The following is a 16,189-nucleotide window of genomic DNA, read 5'->3' on the forward strand; positions in this document are numbered from 1 at the left end:
CTAACTTAATAATACTAAATTTCTATCTGAATTTAATCCTGTCGAATTAGATTTCTAAGAACGATAAAAAGATAAAATAGGTTGATAGATAAAAAAATGACCTATGTTTAAATAGCTCCTCTTTTCATAGTCTCGAAGAACTCTTCATTAGTTAATGAACCTTTCATTTTTTCTGTTAGGAACTCCATAGCTTGAACATCTTCCATACCACCAAGAATCTTACGTAGTACCCAAAGTTTTTGTAGTTCTTCTGGAGTTGTAAGAAGCTCTTCTCTACGCGTACCAGATCTATCAAAACTAATAGCAGGGAATACACGACGCTCTGCAATCTTACGATCAAGATGAAGTTCCATGTTACCAGTACCTTTAAATTCCTCAAAGATAACCTCATCCATCTTAGAGCCAGTCTCTACAAGAGCTGTTGCAATGATTGTCAAGCTACCACCTTCAGCAGTATTACGCGCAGCACCAAAGAATCTCTTAGGCTTTTGCAGAGCATTCGCCTCTACACCACCAGATAGTACACGCCCAGAAGCTGGTGATACAGTGTTATAAGCACGTGCAAGTCTTGTGATTGAGTCAAGTAGAATTACTACATCTTGTTTGTGTTCAACCAGTCTTTTTGCTTTTTCGATCACAATTTCAGCTAACTGGACATGACGAGCTGCTGGCTCATCGAAAGTAGATGCTACTACTTCACCACGCACTGAGCGTTGCATTTCTGTAACTTCCTCAGGACGCTCATCGATCAGTAGCATGATTAGATTACATTCAGGATGGTTCTTAGCAATTGATGTTGCGATATTTTGCATCATAATTGTTTTACCAGTTTTTGGAGGGGCAACAATTAGACCACGCTGACCTTTACCAAATGGAGCAGCTAAGTCGATGACTCTTGCTGTAATATCTTCATTTGAACCATTCCCTATTTCCATAGTTAGCCTTTCTTTAGCATACTCAGGAGTTAAGTTTTCAAATAAGATTTTTTTCCTAGCTAATTCTGGTGAATCAAAGTTAACACTGTCAATATGCTTTACTGCAAAGTATTTTTCATTATCACGAGGCGGACGAATCTTGCCAACAATGCTATCACCAGTTCTTAGGTTTAGTTTTCTGATAAAAGCAGGTGAAACATAGATATCATCAGGAGATGCAAAATATGAGCTATCAGAAGATCTCAAGAAGCCGTAGCCATCTTGTAGAACCTCTAAGATGCCTTCACCATATATATCTTCACCCTTATCTGCATGATATTTAAGAATTGAGAAGATAAGTTCTTGTTTTCTTGCACGAAGTGATTCAAGATCTAGACTTTGAGCTATATCCATTAGCTCATTAACAGATTTATACTTTAATTCATTTAAGTTCATTTGATTCTCTATTTATAAAAAAATAATACTGATCTAACTAATTATAGATATTTGTCTACGATTGAGATTAATTGAGTTTTTTGTACTACACCAACTTTAGTTTCTTTATTTTCGCCATCTTTGAAAACCATAAGAGTTGGTACACCACGCACACCGAATTTCATTGCTGTTTCTTCGTTGTCATCGATATTTATTTTGCATACTTTAACTTTGTCGCCATAATGCTCAGCAACTTGCTCTAATATTGGAGAAAGCATCTTACAAGGACCACACCAAGGAGCCCAAAAATCTAATAATACTGGAGTATCACTATTTAATACTTCGCTTTCGAACTGGCTATCTAATATATCGATACATTTTGACATGCTTTGATTTTCCTTTAAGTTTTTGATTCTAAAACTGATTAAGCAGACGCTTCTGCTGTATTTTTGATAATTTTATAAGAAGTTAAACTAATAGCTAGTTATTATAAACAAAAAAACTTCTTAGACAAATTTTTTTAGCTATTTTACAGATATTTTTTTATAATGGGGATAGTTATAAAAATAAGCTTTTGTTTTATATGTCAAAGATAGTCGCAACGGTAGATTTAGGTTCAAATAGTTTTCATATGTTGATAAGTGAAATCAAGCCTGACGGTGAGGTTGTTACATTATCAAAACAAAAGCAAAAAGTTCAGCTAAGAGCAGGTCTTAATAATAACCTAACAATTAGTAAAGATACTCAAGAAAGAGCTATTGAGTGCTTGGGGTTTTTTGCTCAAGAAATTCAAAAATATAAAGTTGAGCATGTAAAAGCAGTAGGTACATATACTCTTAGAAAGGCTAAAAATAATATAAAAGGTTTTAAAAAGAAATTAGATAAAGCCTTAGGGGCTAAAATTAAGATTATTTCTGGTCCGGAAGAGGCACGTCTGGTGTATGTTGGGGCTAGAGATAATCATGATGCAAAGCAAAAAACATTAGTTATAGATATCGGAGGAGGTTCCACCGAGTTTGTAATTGGAAGAGGTGATAAGATATTAATTGCTCGTAGTTTAGATATGGGCTGTGTAGGTATGCAAAAAGATCACTTTAGTAATGAGAAGCTTGATTTTGCTAACTTTTACGCAGCTACTGATAGGGCTAGAGAAATTCTCTTACCTGTTTTGCGCAAGTACAAAAAAGTTGGTTGGAGTAGTGTATTAGGCTCTTCTGGGACAATTACATCAGTTGTTGGTGTTTGCCAAGAAATTACAGGAGGCTCTACTATAACTAAGGATTTTCTTAATGATTTGATTACAATGATGATGGATAAACGAGAGGTTGAGCATATTCGTTTTGAGGGCTTGAGAGAAGATAGAGAGAGCGTTTTGGCTGGTGGTGTGGCGATTTTGTATGCTATTTTTGACTGCCTTGGAATTTCTGAAATGAAGTTGTCTAATGGTGCAGTGCGTGAAGGTATGCTTTATGAGCTTGTTAAGCGTAAGTACAAAATTGTTATAGATTAGACAATAAAAAGATTTAGTTAAAATCAAAAAAGGATTTATTTATATGAAGTATGTTCCATTGGCAGCTCGATTAAGACCTCAGAGTATTGAGGAGGTGATAGGTCAGGAGCATATATTATCAAAAAATGGATCATTAAGAAAAATTTTGGCTGGAGATGGGGTTTGCTCGCTGATACTATGTGGAAAACCAGGTGTTGGTAAAACTACCTTAGCTAAAATTATAGCTAGTTCTAAACAGTTAGAGTTTTTTGAGCTATCTGCAGTTGATTCTGGTGTTAAAGATGTTAAAAAATTAATCGCAGATAATCAACATTTAGGTAGTTTTGTATTATTTTTAGATGAAATTCATCGATTTAATAAATCACAGCAGGATTTACTTTTACCTTATGTTGAGTCTGGCAAAATTATTTTAATTGGAGCAACTACTGAAAATCCAACATATTACTTAAATAATGCTCTAGTTTCGCGAGTATTTATTTTACGATTGAAAAGGCTGAGTATCTCAGATACCCGTAAGCTTATTCAAAGAGCTATAACTAAGGATGAATCATTGGCAAAACATTCTTTTGAAATTGATGATGATTTATACAATGCTATACACAACTATAGTGAAGGTGATTGTCGTAAAATTTTAAATTTGCTTGAGAGGATGTTTTTGATTAGTGATAGAACTAGCAATATTCATCTTGATAGCGATCTTTTTGATCAAGCAGTAGGCGAGGCATCAAGAGATTTTCACCGTGAGGGTAAAGAGTTCTATGAGCAACTATCAGCCTTTCACAAGTCTGTCAGAGGTACTGATCCTGATGCGGCTATATTTTGGCTGAGTGTAATGTTAGATAATGGGGCTGATCCTCTAGTTATCGCAAGAAGAATGCTCTGTATAGCATCTGAAGATATCGGTAATGCTGATCCTCAAGCTTTGAGAGTCGCCATAGATGCTTGGAATGCTTATGAAAAGTTAGGTATGCCAGAGGGGAGGTTGGTTTTGTCGCAGGCAGCTATATATTTAACAGTAGCACCCAAAAGTAATGCTTGCTACAAGGCGCTAGCAGATGCCCAACAGATTGTTAAAAGTTTGGGCAATATTGAAGTTCCTCAGCATCTAAAGAACTACAAAGATAGTAACTACTTATATCCACATAATTATCCGAACGCCTATGTGGTGCAGCAATACTTGCCAAAAAATATTAGTCAAGCTTTTTATAATCCTACGAATGCTGGTTTTGAATCTAAGATAAAAATGAAGCTAGAGAGCATAAACAAAATCAAGAAGTTATAATTAAGCTATTAAAATTTTGTATTTGTATGCTATAATCTTTGGAATTAAATTATATCTAATAAAATTATAACTAGGTTTTATACTGCTATGGCATTGGAAAATTTACTACATCCTACTAATATTAAAATTGATGAATATGCAAAAAATGCTACTAAGTTTTCTTTTGAGGCTCTAGAAAGAGGCGTTGGTTATACACTTGGTTATGCGCTTAAACAGACTATGCTGTATTCTATCTATGGTGCATGTGTTACTAGTGTGAAAATTAATGATGGTAAGATTACTTCTCTTGAGGATGTAATTCCTTGTGATGAGACTGTTGCAGATATCATTTTGAATGTGAAAGCTTTACCTGTGACTTTAGCAGATGATATTGAGTCTGGAACTATTACTTTTGAATTATCAGGTTCAGAAGAAGAAGTTTTTTCAGAAGAGGCTAAACTATCTGAAGGTTTAACAATTACAGAAGAAGTATTTATATGTAGCTATAATGGTTGCAAGAAACTCAAGATTGAAGCTAAAGTAGAGAAGGGTGTTGGCTATAGACAAGCTGAAGAAAACTTCAAGGATGGAGAATTTCTTCTGGATGCTACTTTTTCTCCGGTATCTTTCTGTGAGTATGAGATTAAAGATGCTCGTGTAGGTAGACGTACAGATTTGGATAAGCTTGAGCTTAATATTAAGACAAATGGTAATATTAACTGTGAAGAAGCTCTAAGACTAGCAGCAACAAAAATTCAAAATCAATTGAGAAATATAGTTGATGTTGAAGAAATAAACAAAGGGATTTTTGTAGAAGATCCTACTAAAGATATAAACCCTGTTTTACTGAAGCATGTTGAGGAGTTAAACCTTACAGCTAGATCTTCAAACTGCCTAAAAGCAGTTAATATTAGATTAATCGGTGAACTTGTACAAAAAACAGAAAATGAGCTTCTTAAAGCACCAAACTTTGGTAAGAAGTCATTGACAGAGATCAAAGACAAATTGTCTGAACTTGGTTTATCTTTAGGTACAATGATTGATAATTGGCCTGAAGATCTGTAATATATAACTAGCTACTCTTGCCGGAGTGGTGAAATTGGTAGACGCGCCGGATTCAAAATCCGGTTCTGGCAACAGAGTGCCGGTTCGAGTCCGGCCTCCGGCACCATCTTATTATAAGTAATCAACTTGTACTCTCATAATGTTCCTATCTCATAAATTTTATATACAAAAGAGAATTAGTGTATGAAAAAACCTAACTTTAATATTGTAGTAATTGCGATCATAACTATTATGGGTATGGATCTTATTGATACAACTGTTATGAATAACATCTTACCTAAGATAGCAGAAAGCCTTCATACTACACCTGAATTTCTAAAGACGGGTATTAGTATTTATATGATTGTTATGGGGATGTTTCTGCCTCTTAGTTCATGGATGGCTGAGAAGATTGGCTTTAGATATACATTAATGTTTGCAGCATCTGGTTTTGGATTATTTTCATTGCTATCTGGATTAGCGATGACTGATACTCAGCTTTTTGCATTCAGAGCAATTCAGGGCTTATTTGCAGCATTTTCAGCGCCTGTAGCAATGCTTGCTTACTTAAAGCTTTCGGAGAATATGCTTGAGGGAACGGCTTCATTATCTAACTATACTTTGATAATGGCTATATCAGGACAGATTATAGGAGGTATTTTTGCATCTATATCACCAGAGTCATGGCGTTTGGCATTTGTGATGCAAGTGCCATTTGCCTGCTTTGCAGTTGTAGCGATATACAAATATTTCCCCAAACAAATATCAAATAATCAAAAGCAGAGAATCGACTTTGTTGGTCTTTGTCTGTTAGGTTTTTCAATATCAGCACTTTTTGTACTAAGTGAGATTCTCTTAAAAGAGATTGACTTGTCAATTAAGATATATATTGCGATATGTGTAGTTGTATCGATATCTTTATATGCGATTACATACAAAAAAATTAGAAATCCAATAATTGATTTAAGTATCTTTAGTAATAAAAATTTTACGATAGCCTTTGTTTCAAATTTTTTGTGTAGACTAACAACTTACTGGGTGTTTTTTGCTTGGCCTGTTGTCTTATATCATCTTAGCCATTTGAATACTATATACATATCTATTATGTCCGTATGTTTGATGATTGGTACTATTTTTTCTAAAAAAACTGCTAAACATATAGTTTATTTCTATGGTTATAGAATATGTATGGTGTTAGGTTTGCTCGGAGTATCTTCAGTGATGTTACTCTCAATTTTGTTTGATATTCACTATAATTATATTACATTCTGTGCAGTCGCTATGGGGTATGGATTTGTGTTAGGTTTATATCAGACATCATCAAATGCAGTAATGTATACTGTAGCGGATAAAAATAAGTTAGATAGTGTCAATACACTCAAAAGTTCAGGAAATATGATTTCATCGGCATTTGCCCTAACTATATTTACTATAACCTATGACTTATATTATAGATATGATATTAGTCATCATTGGTTAGATAGATTCCTAAATGTCTTTACGCAAACATATTATCATGTGATTGTTACAGCAGCATTAGCTCAGATTATTTTAGTAGTATGGATAATTTTGAGAATGGATAATATAAAGGAGAATACACTTTGATTCTCTTATTTCTTCTTCGCTTTGATGTGAACAACAGAAGTTGGATTGTGGAGTAATTTACCGTTTTTTACGCCTCTAATTGTGCCTACAGCCGCTGTAGTCCATGCAAATAATAGAACAACAAAAGAGCTTATTGCTGCAAACTGAAAGAAGGTTAAACCTGTATGTAGAGATAGTTGTGTAGTACCTGTAACACATGTACCAACCGGGAATGTAAATGCCCACCATGTCAATGCAAATGGCATTTTTCTTTGTAATGCTCTTAAGGTAAGCAAAGTAGCTATGAAGAACCACAGCATAGCAAACCCCCAAACTGGTACACCATAAAGAATAGCCATGACATTCATACCTGTCGCAATAGGCTCACTAACTGTAAACACAGCCGCGGTGCCCAAACATCCTGCAGCTGTAATTGATTGACCTAATGGACCTAGTATAATCCATAATGTCGGGACTCTTGCACTACCTGAAGTACCAGAGTGAGCTAAACGATTCCAAATTAGAGTTATAATAATAAGTGAAGCTATCAGACTAAGACCAAAGCAAGCATACATACCATAGAGCAATGTTTGCTGTGCTTCGCCATGTTGCATATATTTAAGGAACATTGAGCCAATAGTTGCCGATACCATTGGTGGGACAACAGGCATTAGCCAGCCACCAAATGCAGCATCTGCATGTACCTCATTGTATGTAAATAAACGATATGGGATAACAACAGCAGTAATAATACCACTAATAGTACCAATCCAAAAAAGTGGCCATGCAATATCTAGAGCTAACTGTTGACCAAAAAGGTTAGGTCCTAGTAGCAATGTACCACCAGCTATGGTCAAAAAAGCCATAGGGGGAGCACCAAAAAATTGCGACATTACTGGATCATTGAATTGACGTTTGATAATTTGTGGTTTAGTTATTGTTTGGTAACTTTTAAAAATAGTCATAAAGATAAGCATAGCAAATGCAATAAGCCAAATAATAGTTGCAAAACCTGTTAAACTCTTCCCAATAAGAGGTAGTCCGACAGCAGCATTTGCGATAATGCCAGTACCCATTACTGAGGCAAACCAGTTGGGCCCCATTTCTTTTTGTAACTCAATTTGTTTATCTGTAGACATAACTCTCCTAATATTAATTAAAAATCAGCTAATTTTGTTTTTAGTGATATGATAATAGTTTTAAAAGTTAAAATGTGTAATCCAAATTTAAAAATCTCTTTTAATTAACTGTTAAATTACTATTTAATTGTAGTCTTATATCTATAAATTTACAATTTAAAAGTCTCTTGTGATTGGTCTTGATCATAAAACAAATATAGCTTGTCAGATGTGTTTGATTAGGTGTGGGAATAAGATAGAGCCTGGAAAATAAGAAGTAAGATGTCTCTTTTATCTTTAAATTGTTATAATACATCACATCATTTGATAAATTATAAAACTGTTTTATGATAATAGATTCGCATTGTCATCTAAATTATTTGAAACTAGAAAACATAAGCCTCGAGCAGGTTATTAATAATGCAAAAAGTGCTGGTGTTGAAAAAATTGTTTCAATAGCTGTTGCATGGGATGAAATTGCTGATATAGAGAGAATTACAGAAAATTTTAATAATATTTACCATTCTGTAGGAGTTCATCCTAGTGAGCTTGATACATATCAGCCAACTGTGGATGATATAATAGCGCGTTCGCTACATGATAAATGTGTTGCTATCGGTGAGACTGGTTTAGACTACTACTATAATGGTAGTGACACTAGAGAAGCTCAAGTAGAAAAGTTTGTAAATCACATGCAAGCAGCAAATGAAGTAAATAAACCAGTCATAATACATACTAGATCTGCAAAAGAAGATACCTTGGATATACTAAAAAGCGAAAACGTAGAGAAGTGTGGAGGTATACTGCATTGTTTTACGGAAGATTATGATATGGCTAGAAAAGCTATTGATATGGGTATGTATATATCATTTTCTGGTATCTTAACCTTCAAAAATGCAAAGGATATTCAAGAAACTGCCAAAAGGTTGCCATTAGATAGAATATTGATTGAAACGGATGCACCTTATCTAACCCCAGTACCTTTGCGCGGTAAACCAAACTATCCAGAGTATGTTAAATATGTGGCTCAGTTTTTGGCGGATCTTAAAGAAATATCTTATGATGTGGTTGCTAAGCAAACCTACAAAAATACCTGTGAGATTTTTAAATTTTAGTTTTGTAAATTCTTTTAAGGCGCACTTTTGTGTTACTATGAATTAATACCTTATAGTTTTTTATTTTTTATGAATAGATTTTTTTGTTGCTTTCTGATTTTACTGTTGAGTTTAGGGTATCTTCAGGCAAATACACTTAATAAAGATGGGCAGCTAAATCAAAAAATATCACAGATTAATTTATTTGCAGAGTCTATTTATAACTCCAAAGAATCTAACAATGAGCAAACACTATCGTATCAAAGAAGTAAGCTTCTTAAAGACAGATCTTTTATAAGTAAGCATATTGCTGAACTAAATACTCGACTTGAAAGAGTTGATAGTATTCTGAGATTTATTGATGGCAAATATCAAAATGAGCAGTTTTCGGAGTTTATAAATGAGAGAGTTGAAAATAACAAATACCTAAATGTTAAGCTAAAAGAGTATACTCGAAAGAGGGCGTTGATATTAAACGAGCTAGTACTTTTGAAAGAGGTACATCTGAACATAGAAAATGCCCTAAAACATATATCAAGTATAAGAACATATTTGCGCAATCAATTTAGGTTTGAAAAGAATAATGTTCTTTGGAAGCCACAAGCATGGTATTTTGCATTTCATACATTCTGGGATAATATTTCTCAAGTAATTAAAGATATTGTGTTTTTCCTTATTCTATTGGGAATGTATTTTTTTTCAAAGACAGTTTTCTCTCTCGATAAGTGTTTGTTTCAGAACCCTAAATTGAAGACAAAAAAGAAACTATTTAAGGCAACTCGTAAGCTTAATGGTATTTATTTCTTACTTTTTAGTGCAGTGTTGTATCCGTTGGTTGTTCTTGGTATAGGGCATTTATTTAGGTATTTAGAAATAATTTCATCGGATACTTATTATGTTATGACCATAGTATCCCAAGTTGTTGGTATTTATGCTTTTTTGATATTTATTTTAGAAAATTTTGCACAGATCTGCATATCTAAGTTATTAAAGACTTTGTTTATAATTGCTTATTCTACTTTTGGTATGATTATGTACATATTCAGATCAAACTTAGTCAGCTTTACAAGAGGTAGCTTGACGTCAATACTCTCTAGAGAGGAAGCATTAATTTTGGTCTTCTTTTTTATGTTGGTAATGTTGATACCAATAGTATGTATTTTTATAAAACTAGGTAAGGTTACAACTTCTAATAAGTCAGATATAAGAGTGGTACATTTAGTTAAATACTTCATGTTGGGAACATTGTTGTTTAGTATCTTAATGATGACTCTTGGAGGTTATCCAAATTTTGGGATGTCTGCAGGGTTTGATATGTATCAGATTTTATATGGATCATTGTATATTTATGTTTTTTATAAAGTTTCTGTAATTATTGTTGATATGTTGATGTGTAATAAAACTAGAGTAGTAGTTATTCGTAGTCTTGCTGAGACAGCTATTGGCGGGGTTAAGCGAGCTGGAGTAAGGTATTGGATAAAAAATTTAATATTTATTCTCTCTATAGTAATGTTTTTGATTATTTTGCCTTTATGTTTAAATATCCAGTCTGAGAGATTAGAAGATATATGGAATACTTTTTTTTATGAAGGTGGTGATATTTTAGGATTACAATTAATTCCACTTATTACACTAATGAAGTCAATATTAGTCATTATAGTTGCATTTTTTATCTATAGGTTTATTATTCTAGTCGCTAATAAAAGAGTATTTCCATATACAAACATGGACCTGGGGACTCGTGAAGCAATTTTATCGATTATTAAATACATTTTTGTAGTTATTGCAATTTTCTTGTTTATCAAGTCTTTAGGAATAAGTAATACAGCTATTACATTTATTATTTCTGGTTTGTCAGTTGGTCTCGGTTTTGCCATGCAAGATTTAGTTAAAAATTTCTTTGCAGGTTTGGTTATGCTTATCGAAAGACCTGTAAAAATAGGCGACTGGGTTAATGTTAATAATGAGATCGGAGTTGTTAAAAAAATTAGTATTAGAGCGACAGAGGTTTTGACTTTTGATAATAATTCATTGATAGTTCCTAATAATGTCATGATAACTAATGTGGTTTCTAATGAGACATTAGATCCTACATCTAGATTAGTCTTACCTTTAAGAATTTCTTATGCTCAACCCCCCCCAAAGAGTTATAGAAGTTTGTAAACAAGTTGTGGAATTAGAAAAAAGAATATTTAAAACCCCAGCTCCTGAATTTTTACTAACCAGCTATGATGAGTATAGTATGGAGATAGCAGTTAGAGCATATTGTCTTAGAACTGTGAAGATATATTTATTGAGTGATTTGAGGCTTAAGATACTAGATGCTTTAAAAGATAATAATATAAGGATTGAGTATCCTAAGCTTGATATATACATAAAAGATGCTGATAAATAAGGTTGTTTAGTCGATAAAAAAATATAAAAACTTAGGATCATAAATATAAAATTTGATGAAAAAAGATAGTGATAAACTTAATTTGTATAATATTGACCCCATAATCTCTGAAAAAGAGGTTTTTATAGATCTCTTTAAAGATAATAGTATTCATATAGAAAAGATTGTATCTTATGGACAGGTTACGCCTATAGATGAACCGTATATCCAGAGTCATGATGAGTGGGTTGTTGTTCTTAAGGGTATGGCAAAGCTTAGGTTAGATAATAATGATTATATTTTGGATGAAGGAGAGCATTTATTTATCCCTAAAAATACTAAGCATTGGGTTACATATACAGAAAATCCGACCGTTTGGCTCGCGTTACACTTATTAATATAGTAGGATGAATTTATTTATTGAGAAAAGATTTTACTCGCTTTACTGAATCCTCTATTTGAGGAGGTATTATGCCAGTGAAATTAATTTGTATATTTTCCTTAGCTAATTCTTCTTTTAATGTTTTGATAAAAATACCATTACCGGCTACTTCTTGGTCGTCAGCCCAAGTAGTTTCAACACCACATGTTGGAGACATATTTACACCAAGAATCCCAACAATTTCAAAATTATACGCTTTATACTGTTTTAACTGGAGTATTACGTGTTTAGCTAAATCTATACAAAGTTGTTTTTGATTTGCCATAAGTTTTGAAACTCTTGTCTTTTCACTCTTAATATCATCAGTAGTAGTATCTTTAACACACTGTCTATCAATCCCTAGTCCTAATAACTCTGGACAAGGCATCTGTACAATCCCAACTCCAGAATTTATTATTTCTCCCATTACTAAAGGAAGTGCGCCAGGTCCTAGATGCGAGATGATCTAATTTTACATTTTGATTTAATAAGCAGTGTGACATGAAGAGTATTCTTTTGCTTCTGTTATCTGTATCAAACATAGATATTAACCCCTTAGAAAAATTGTGAGAGTAAGTTGGTCTAATTTGTATTTATTTAGCAGTATTGCAACCAAATATATTGTAATATTGAGTTAGTCTATCTTATATGATTATAGTTTGTAAATGGTTGAATTTTTTTCCGAGCATTTTTATATTTTATGTTTATTTGTTGTATTTATGGGTTTTTTGGCAAGTTTCATTGATGCTATAGCTGGAGGTGGGGGGTTGATAAGTATACCAGCTCTAAGTATGACAGGTTTGCCAATTGTAACAGTACTAGGTACAAATAAGTTTCAAGCTAGTATTGGTACAGCCATGGCGGTGTTGAAATATTATAAAAGTGGTTTGATTAACATCAAAACAGTTCTAAGAGGACTTATTGCAGGATTTGTTGGTGCTTGTTTGGGCACTATATTAACCTTGGTTATTCATAATGATTTTATGAATACTTTGGTTCCGATTCTTTTGATAGTTGTTTTTATCTTTAGTATTTTGAATAAAAACTTAGGTGTTAATCAAGGTAAAAAAAGAATGACAGAGGTGACTTTTTTTACAATATTTGGTTTTATACTGGGTGCTTATGATGGCTTTTTTGGTCCCGGAACAGGTAATTTTTGGATTATCTCTATAGTTTATTTTCTTGGTTATACATTTTTACAGGCATCAGGATACGCAAAGGTTCTTAATCTAAAAAGTAATCTATTTTCTCTAACTGTATTTGCTTTATCTGGTCAGGTAAATATAGCATTTGGATTGTTAATGGCTATTGGTAGTTTCTTTGGTGGGATTGTTGGTTCGAAAATGGTTATACTTAAAGGTTCAAAATTAGTGCGACCAATATTTATAACTGTTGTTGGAGCTAGTATTTTGCTAATGATTAAAAGTAACTATCTTTCTTAATCAAGTTCATTATTATATCTATTTAAATAAATCTTAATGTTAAAGGACTTTTTGCAATGCTATAATATGCAGATATTTTTCTAAATAATTAATTATTATGGATAGTCAAAACGCATTAGAAATAAAAAATCTTACCAAAGTTTATAAGGGCGGTTTAAAGGCAGTTGATGATATTAGTTTTGAGGTGAAAAAAGGAGATTTCTTTGCTCTTTTAGGACCTAACGGTGCTGGTAAATCAACAACTCTAGGGATGATATCATCACTTGTAAACAAAACTTCTGGGCAAATAAAAATTTTTGGATATGATATTGATAAGGATTATATCCAAGCGAGAAAGCATCTAGGTGTGATGGCTCAAGAGATTAATCTAAATATCTTTGAGAAGCCAATGGATATCCTTGTTACCCAAGCAGGCTTTTTTGGCATCTCTAAAAAAGAAGCGATCCCTTATGCAGAAGAGTTACTAAAAAAAGTAGACCTTTATGATAAAAGAAATACGCAGGTTAGATTTCTATCTGGAGGTATGAAAAGAAGATTAATGGTTGTTCGAGCTCTTATACATAAACCTAAGCTTCTTATACTTGATGAGCCAACGGCTGGTGTTGATGTCGAGCTTAGAAATTCGCTGTGGGAGATGATTTCAGAGTTTCACAAAGAAGGTTTGACAATTATTCTTACAACACATTATTTAGAAGAAGCTGAGTCAATGTGTAAACATATAGCACTAATTCATAAAGGTAAATTATGTGTCAATACAGATATGAAGACTTTTTTAAAGTCAGCCGATAAGCATACTTATATTTTTGATCTTAAAGAAAAGTGTCAGCATGATTTGAAACTAGATCTTGGTGAAGTCAAGCGAATAGATGATTATACAATTGAAGTTGAAGTTACTAAGGGGGTTGTACTTAATAATATATTTGCAGAATTAACGAGCAAATATAGTTTAGATGTTTTAGATGTGCGATCAAAAGAGGCAAAATTAGAGAAGCTATTTATAGAAGTAGCAAGAAATAAGTAGGTGAATTTATGAGTTTAAGAGATTTTTGGATAACATATATCACAATTTTGGATCGTGAGTGTAAAAGAGTTTTTAGAATTTGGCCACAAACATTACTACCGTCAGTTATAACGATAATTTTATATTTTTTGATATTTGGTAAGGTTGTAGGCTCACGTATAGGTATGATGGATGACGGTATTACTTATATGCAGTATATTACACCTGGCTTGATAATAATGGCAGTGATTCAGAACTCTTACGGTAATGTAGTAAGTTCTTTTTTTGGAATTCGCTTTAGTAAAGCTATAGAAGAACTATTAGTATCGCCTGTTAGTAATCATGTGATTGTGCTTGGATATATTTCTGGTGGAATCTTTAGAGGCTTTTTGGTTGGTATATTTGTTAGTATTGCAGCATTCTTGTTAGGTGGTTTCAGTGCTATACATAATTTACCTCTTGTCTTGGCTGGGTTTGTTTTTTGTGGAGCATTATTTTCACTTGGTGGACTGATAAATGCAATATTTTCACAAAAGTTTGATGATACTACGATATTCCCTACATTTATTCTGACTCCACTAATATATCTAGGAGGAGTATTCTATAACATAAACAATCTTACAGGATTTTGGCACTTCATCTCATCATGTAACCCATTATTTTATATAGTTGATTTTGTGAGATTTGGATTTTTGGGAGTTTCTACAGTTAATCCATATTATGCATTTGGAGCAATAGTGATTTTTACATTTATTTTGTATTATGCTTGTTGGTATTTGTTAGATAAAGGTATTAGATTAAAAGCTTAAAAGAGAATTATTTTTCAGATCTGTGCACTTCACGCACTATATATAACGGACGATGTTTTGTTTCTATAAATATTCTGCCAATATAACTTCCTAACATTCCTATACCAATCATCTGTAATCCACTAAAGAATAGTATAAAAGTTATTAGAGATGGGTAGCCGGGAACATCTATACCAAAAATAAGAGATTTTAATATAAAGAATGAGCCGTACAAAAAGCTCATAAAAGCAACAAAAACACCAATATAAGACCATATTTCTAATGGTGCACGGCTGAAGCTTGTAATACCATCTATAGAGAATTTAAATAGTTTCCAGTAGTTCCATTTAGTCTGTCCAGCAACTCTTTCTTCTCTAGCATGGTAGACAATTTTTTCTTTGAAGCCTATCCATGTAAGAAGACCTTTGTTAAATCGTACCTTTTCCTTTAGCTCAAGAAAAGCATTAATTGCAGCTCTATTTAACAGTCTATAGTCTCCGGCGTTAGGAGTAAGTTTAGTTTCACTGATCTTGTTCATTACAGTATAGAAAAGTCCTGCTGTATGCTTCTTCGTTGAAGTATCTGTATCACGATTTTCTCTAACTGCAGTTACAACCTCATAGCCATTTAGCCAATGCTCAACCATCTCTAGGATAAGCTCAGGTGGATCTTGTAGATCTGCATCAATAGAAATAGCAGCATCACCTTTACAGTTGGCAAAACCGGCGAATAATGCAGCTTCTTTACCAAAGTTACGGGATAAATCAACGATAGCAATTTCTGGAATGCTTTTTTGTTTTTCTAGAAGAAGCTCTAAGGTGTTATCATTACTTCCATCATTTATAAATACTAGTTCATAATTAGTTGGCAGTTGATTTAAAATTGGCATTAATCTATTAAAAAGGTGATCAATACCTTCTGATTCATCTTTTACAGGTATAATTATACTCGTAAGTTTATTCACTTTGTCCATCTGTTCAATCGAAATTTACTAATCTTATACTTTATTTTAAATATATTAACAGATTTGAGCAACTTATATTTGATGGCTATTGTACGTTAACCTATTAGTATTATAAAAAGACTGTTGATTTAATCTTTCATTAAACTTATGAACTTTTGTAAAATATAGATATCGTAGATATTTATATTTTTAGTAGTTATGGATTTTTTCTTTTTAGGTTTAGAAGAATCATTAGGTAAT

The 16,189-nt window shown here is 32.8% G+C and carries 16 protein-coding genes and 1 tRNA gene; 12 read left to right on the forward strand and 5 right to left on the reverse strand.

The window, feature by feature from the left end; genetic code table 11:
- Positions 1–107: 107 nt before the first annotated feature.
- Both rho and trxA read right to left on the reverse strand, forming a co-directional pair.
- Complete coding sequence (gene rho, locus F3D57_RS06650; protein WP_004287296.1) at positions 108–1,370, reverse strand: transcription termination factor Rho; 1,263 nt, start codon at positions 1,368–1,370, stop codon at positions 108–110.
- Positions 1,371–1,411: 41 nt separating this feature from the next.
- Entirely contained in the window at positions 1,412–1,735 is a 324-nt protein-coding gene (gene trxA, locus F3D57_RS06655) for a thioredoxin (protein ID WP_004287297.1), read from the reverse strand.
- Positions 1,736–1,932: 197 nt separating this feature from the next.
- Here trxA and F3D57_RS06660 point away from each other — a divergent pair, with 197 nt between their 5' ends.
- The 5 genes from F3D57_RS06660 to F3D57_RS06680 all read left to right on the forward strand — a co-directional run bounded on the left by F3D57_RS06660 (position 1,933) and on the right by F3D57_RS06680 (position 6,769).
- A complete protein-coding gene (locus F3D57_RS06660; RefSeq protein ID WP_150465659.1) occupies positions 1,933–2,859 on the forward strand; it encodes a Ppx/GppA phosphatase family protein in 927 nt (308 codons plus the stop codon).
- Positions 2,860–2,902: 43 nt separating this feature from the next.
- Positions 2,903–4,141, forward strand: a complete 1,239-nt coding sequence (locus tag F3D57_RS06665; RefSeq protein ID WP_146420688.1) for an AAA family ATPase — start codon at positions 2,903–2,905, stop codon at positions 4,139–4,141.
- An 87-nt stretch (positions 4,142–4,228) separates the two neighbouring features.
- Positions 4,229–5,185, forward strand: coding sequence for a DNA-directed RNA polymerase subunit alpha (locus F3D57_RS06670; RefSeq protein ID WP_150465660.1), 957 nt, complete (start codon positions 4,229–4,231; stop codon positions 5,183–5,185).
- A 19-nt stretch (positions 5,186–5,204) separates the two neighbouring features.
- Positions 5,205–5,291 (forward strand) — tRNA-Leu (locus F3D57_RS06675).
- A 77-nt stretch (positions 5,292–5,368) separates the two neighbouring features.
- The gene (locus F3D57_RS06680) at positions 5,369–6,769 is read left to right on the forward strand and encodes an MFS transporter (protein ID WP_150465661.1); all 1,401 of its coding nucleotides are present in this window, start codon (positions 5,369–5,371) and stop codon (positions 6,767–6,769) included.
- A 5-nt stretch (positions 6,770–6,774) separates the two neighbouring features.
- Here F3D57_RS06680 and F3D57_RS06685 read toward each other — a convergent pair whose 3' ends face one another.
- Entirely contained in the window at positions 6,775–7,887 is a 1,113-nt protein-coding gene (locus F3D57_RS06685; RefSeq protein WP_146420685.1) for a TDT family transporter, read from the reverse strand.
- Between the two features lie 326 nt (positions 7,888–8,213).
- On the opposite strand from F3D57_RS06685, the gene F3D57_RS06690 reads away from it, so the two are divergent.
- The 4 genes from F3D57_RS06690 to F3D57_RS06705 all read left to right on the forward strand — a co-directional run bounded on the left by F3D57_RS06690 (position 8,214) and on the right by F3D57_RS06705 (position 11,737).
- The gene (locus F3D57_RS06690) at positions 8,214–8,981 is read left to right on the forward strand and encodes a TatD family hydrolase (RefSeq protein ID WP_150465662.1); all 768 of its coding nucleotides are present in this window, start codon (positions 8,214–8,216) and stop codon (positions 8,979–8,981) included.
- A gap of 69 nt (positions 8,982–9,050) precedes the next feature.
- Complete coding sequence (locus F3D57_RS06695) at positions 9,051–11,123, forward strand: mechanosensitive ion channel family protein (RefSeq protein WP_150465663.1); 2,073 nt, start codon at positions 9,051–9,053, stop codon at positions 11,121–11,123.
- Between the two features lie 7 nt (positions 11,124–11,130).
- On the forward strand, positions 11,131–11,355 hold the full coding sequence (locus tag F3D57_RS06700; RefSeq protein WP_191092366.1) for a hypothetical protein: 225 nt from the start codon (positions 11,131–11,133) through the stop codon (positions 11,353–11,355).
- Positions 11,356–11,410: 55 nt separating this feature from the next.
- Positions 11,411–11,737: a cupin domain-containing protein gene (locus F3D57_RS06705; protein WP_150465665.1), complete on the forward strand. Its 327-nt coding sequence runs from the start codon at positions 11,411–11,413 to the stop codon at positions 11,735–11,737.
- Positions 11,738–11,747: 10 nt separating this feature from the next.
- Here the strand turns inward: F3D57_RS06705 and F3D57_RS06710 are convergent, their stop codons facing one another.
- Positions 11,748–12,182, reverse strand: a complete 435-nt coding sequence (locus F3D57_RS06710; RefSeq protein WP_224728161.1) for a hypothetical protein — start codon at positions 12,180–12,182, stop codon at positions 11,748–11,750.
- Positions 12,183–12,420: 238 nt separating this feature from the next.
- Here F3D57_RS06710 and F3D57_RS06715 point away from each other — a divergent pair, with 238 nt between their 5' ends.
- From F3D57_RS06715 to F3D57_RS06725, 3 genes are all read left to right on the forward strand, one after another.
- Complete coding sequence (locus F3D57_RS06715; protein ID WP_150465666.1) at positions 12,421–13,197, forward strand: TSUP family transporter; 777 nt, start codon at positions 12,421–12,423, stop codon at positions 13,195–13,197.
- A 97-nt stretch (positions 13,198–13,294) separates the two neighbouring features.
- On the forward strand, positions 13,295–14,218 hold the full coding sequence (locus F3D57_RS06720; RefSeq protein ID WP_150464524.1) for an ABC transporter ATP-binding protein: 924 nt from the start codon (positions 13,295–13,297) through the stop codon (positions 14,216–14,218).
- An 8-nt stretch (positions 14,219–14,226) separates the two neighbouring features.
- Entirely contained in the window at positions 14,227–15,006 is a 780-nt protein-coding gene (locus F3D57_RS06725; protein ID WP_013922682.1) for an ABC transporter permease, read from the forward strand.
- A gap of 7 nt (positions 15,007–15,013) precedes the next feature.
- Here the strand turns inward: F3D57_RS06725 and F3D57_RS06730 are convergent, their stop codons facing one another.
- A complete protein-coding gene (locus F3D57_RS06730) occupies positions 15,014–15,958 on the reverse strand; it encodes a glycosyltransferase family 2 protein (protein WP_013922683.1) in 945 nt (314 codons plus the stop codon).
- Between the last annotated feature and the right edge of the window lie 231 nt (positions 15,959–16,189).

This window comes from Francisella sp. SYW-2 (genome assembly GCF_008711475.1).
GTDB lineage: Bacteria > Pseudomonadota > Gammaproteobacteria > Francisellales > Francisellaceae > Francisella > Francisella salimarina.

Coding starts and splice junctions, on each gene's coding strand:
- F3D57_RS06670 (WP_150465660.1), top strand. CDS start 4,229: ATGGCATTGGAAAATTTACTACATCCTACTAATATTAAAATTGATGAA.
- F3D57_RS06680 (WP_150465661.1), top strand. CDS start 5,369: ATGAAAAAACCTAACTTTAATATTGTAGTAATTGCGATCATAACTATT.
- F3D57_RS06730 (WP_013922683.1), bottom strand. CDS start 15,958: ATGGACAAAGTGAATAAACTTACGAGTATAATTATACCTGTAAAAGAT.
- F3D57_RS06660 (WP_150465659.1), top strand. CDS start 1,933: ATGTCAAAGATAGTCGCAACGGTAGATTTAGGTTCAAATAGTTTTCAT.
- F3D57_RS06715 (WP_150465666.1), top strand. CDS start 12,421: ATGGTTGAATTTTTTTCCGAGCATTTTTATATTTTATGTTTATTTGTT.
- F3D57_RS06665 (WP_146420688.1), top strand. CDS start 2,903: ATGAAGTATGTTCCATTGGCAGCTCGATTAAGACCTCAGAGTATTGAG.
- F3D57_RS06710 (WP_224728161.1), bottom strand. CDS start 12,182: ATGGGAGAAATAATAAATTCTGGAGTTGGGATTGTACAGATGCCTTGT.
- F3D57_RS06685 (WP_146420685.1), bottom strand. CDS start 7,887: ATGTCTACAGATAAACAAATTGAGTTACAAAAAGAAATGGGGCCCAAC.
- F3D57_RS06690 (WP_150465662.1), top strand. CDS start 8,214: ATGATAATAGATTCGCATTGTCATCTAAATTATTTGAAACTAGAAAAC.
- F3D57_RS06705 (WP_150465665.1), top strand. CDS start 11,411: ATGAAAAAAGATAGTGATAAACTTAATTTGTATAATATTGACCCCATA.
- trxA (WP_004287297.1), bottom strand. CDS start 1,735: ATGTCAAAATGTATCGATATATTAGATAGCCAGTTCGAAAGCGAAGTA.
- F3D57_RS06720 (WP_150464524.1), top strand. CDS start 13,295: ATGGATAGTCAAAACGCATTAGAAATAAAAAATCTTACCAAAGTTTAT.
- F3D57_RS06725 (WP_013922682.1), top strand. CDS start 14,227: ATGAGTTTAAGAGATTTTTGGATAACATATATCACAATTTTGGATCGT.
- F3D57_RS06695 (WP_150465663.1), top strand. CDS start 9,051: ATGAATAGATTTTTTTGTTGCTTTCTGATTTTACTGTTGAGTTTAGGG.
- rho (WP_004287296.1), bottom strand. CDS start 1,370: ATGAACTTAAATGAATTAAAGTATAAATCTGTTAATGAGCTAATGGAT.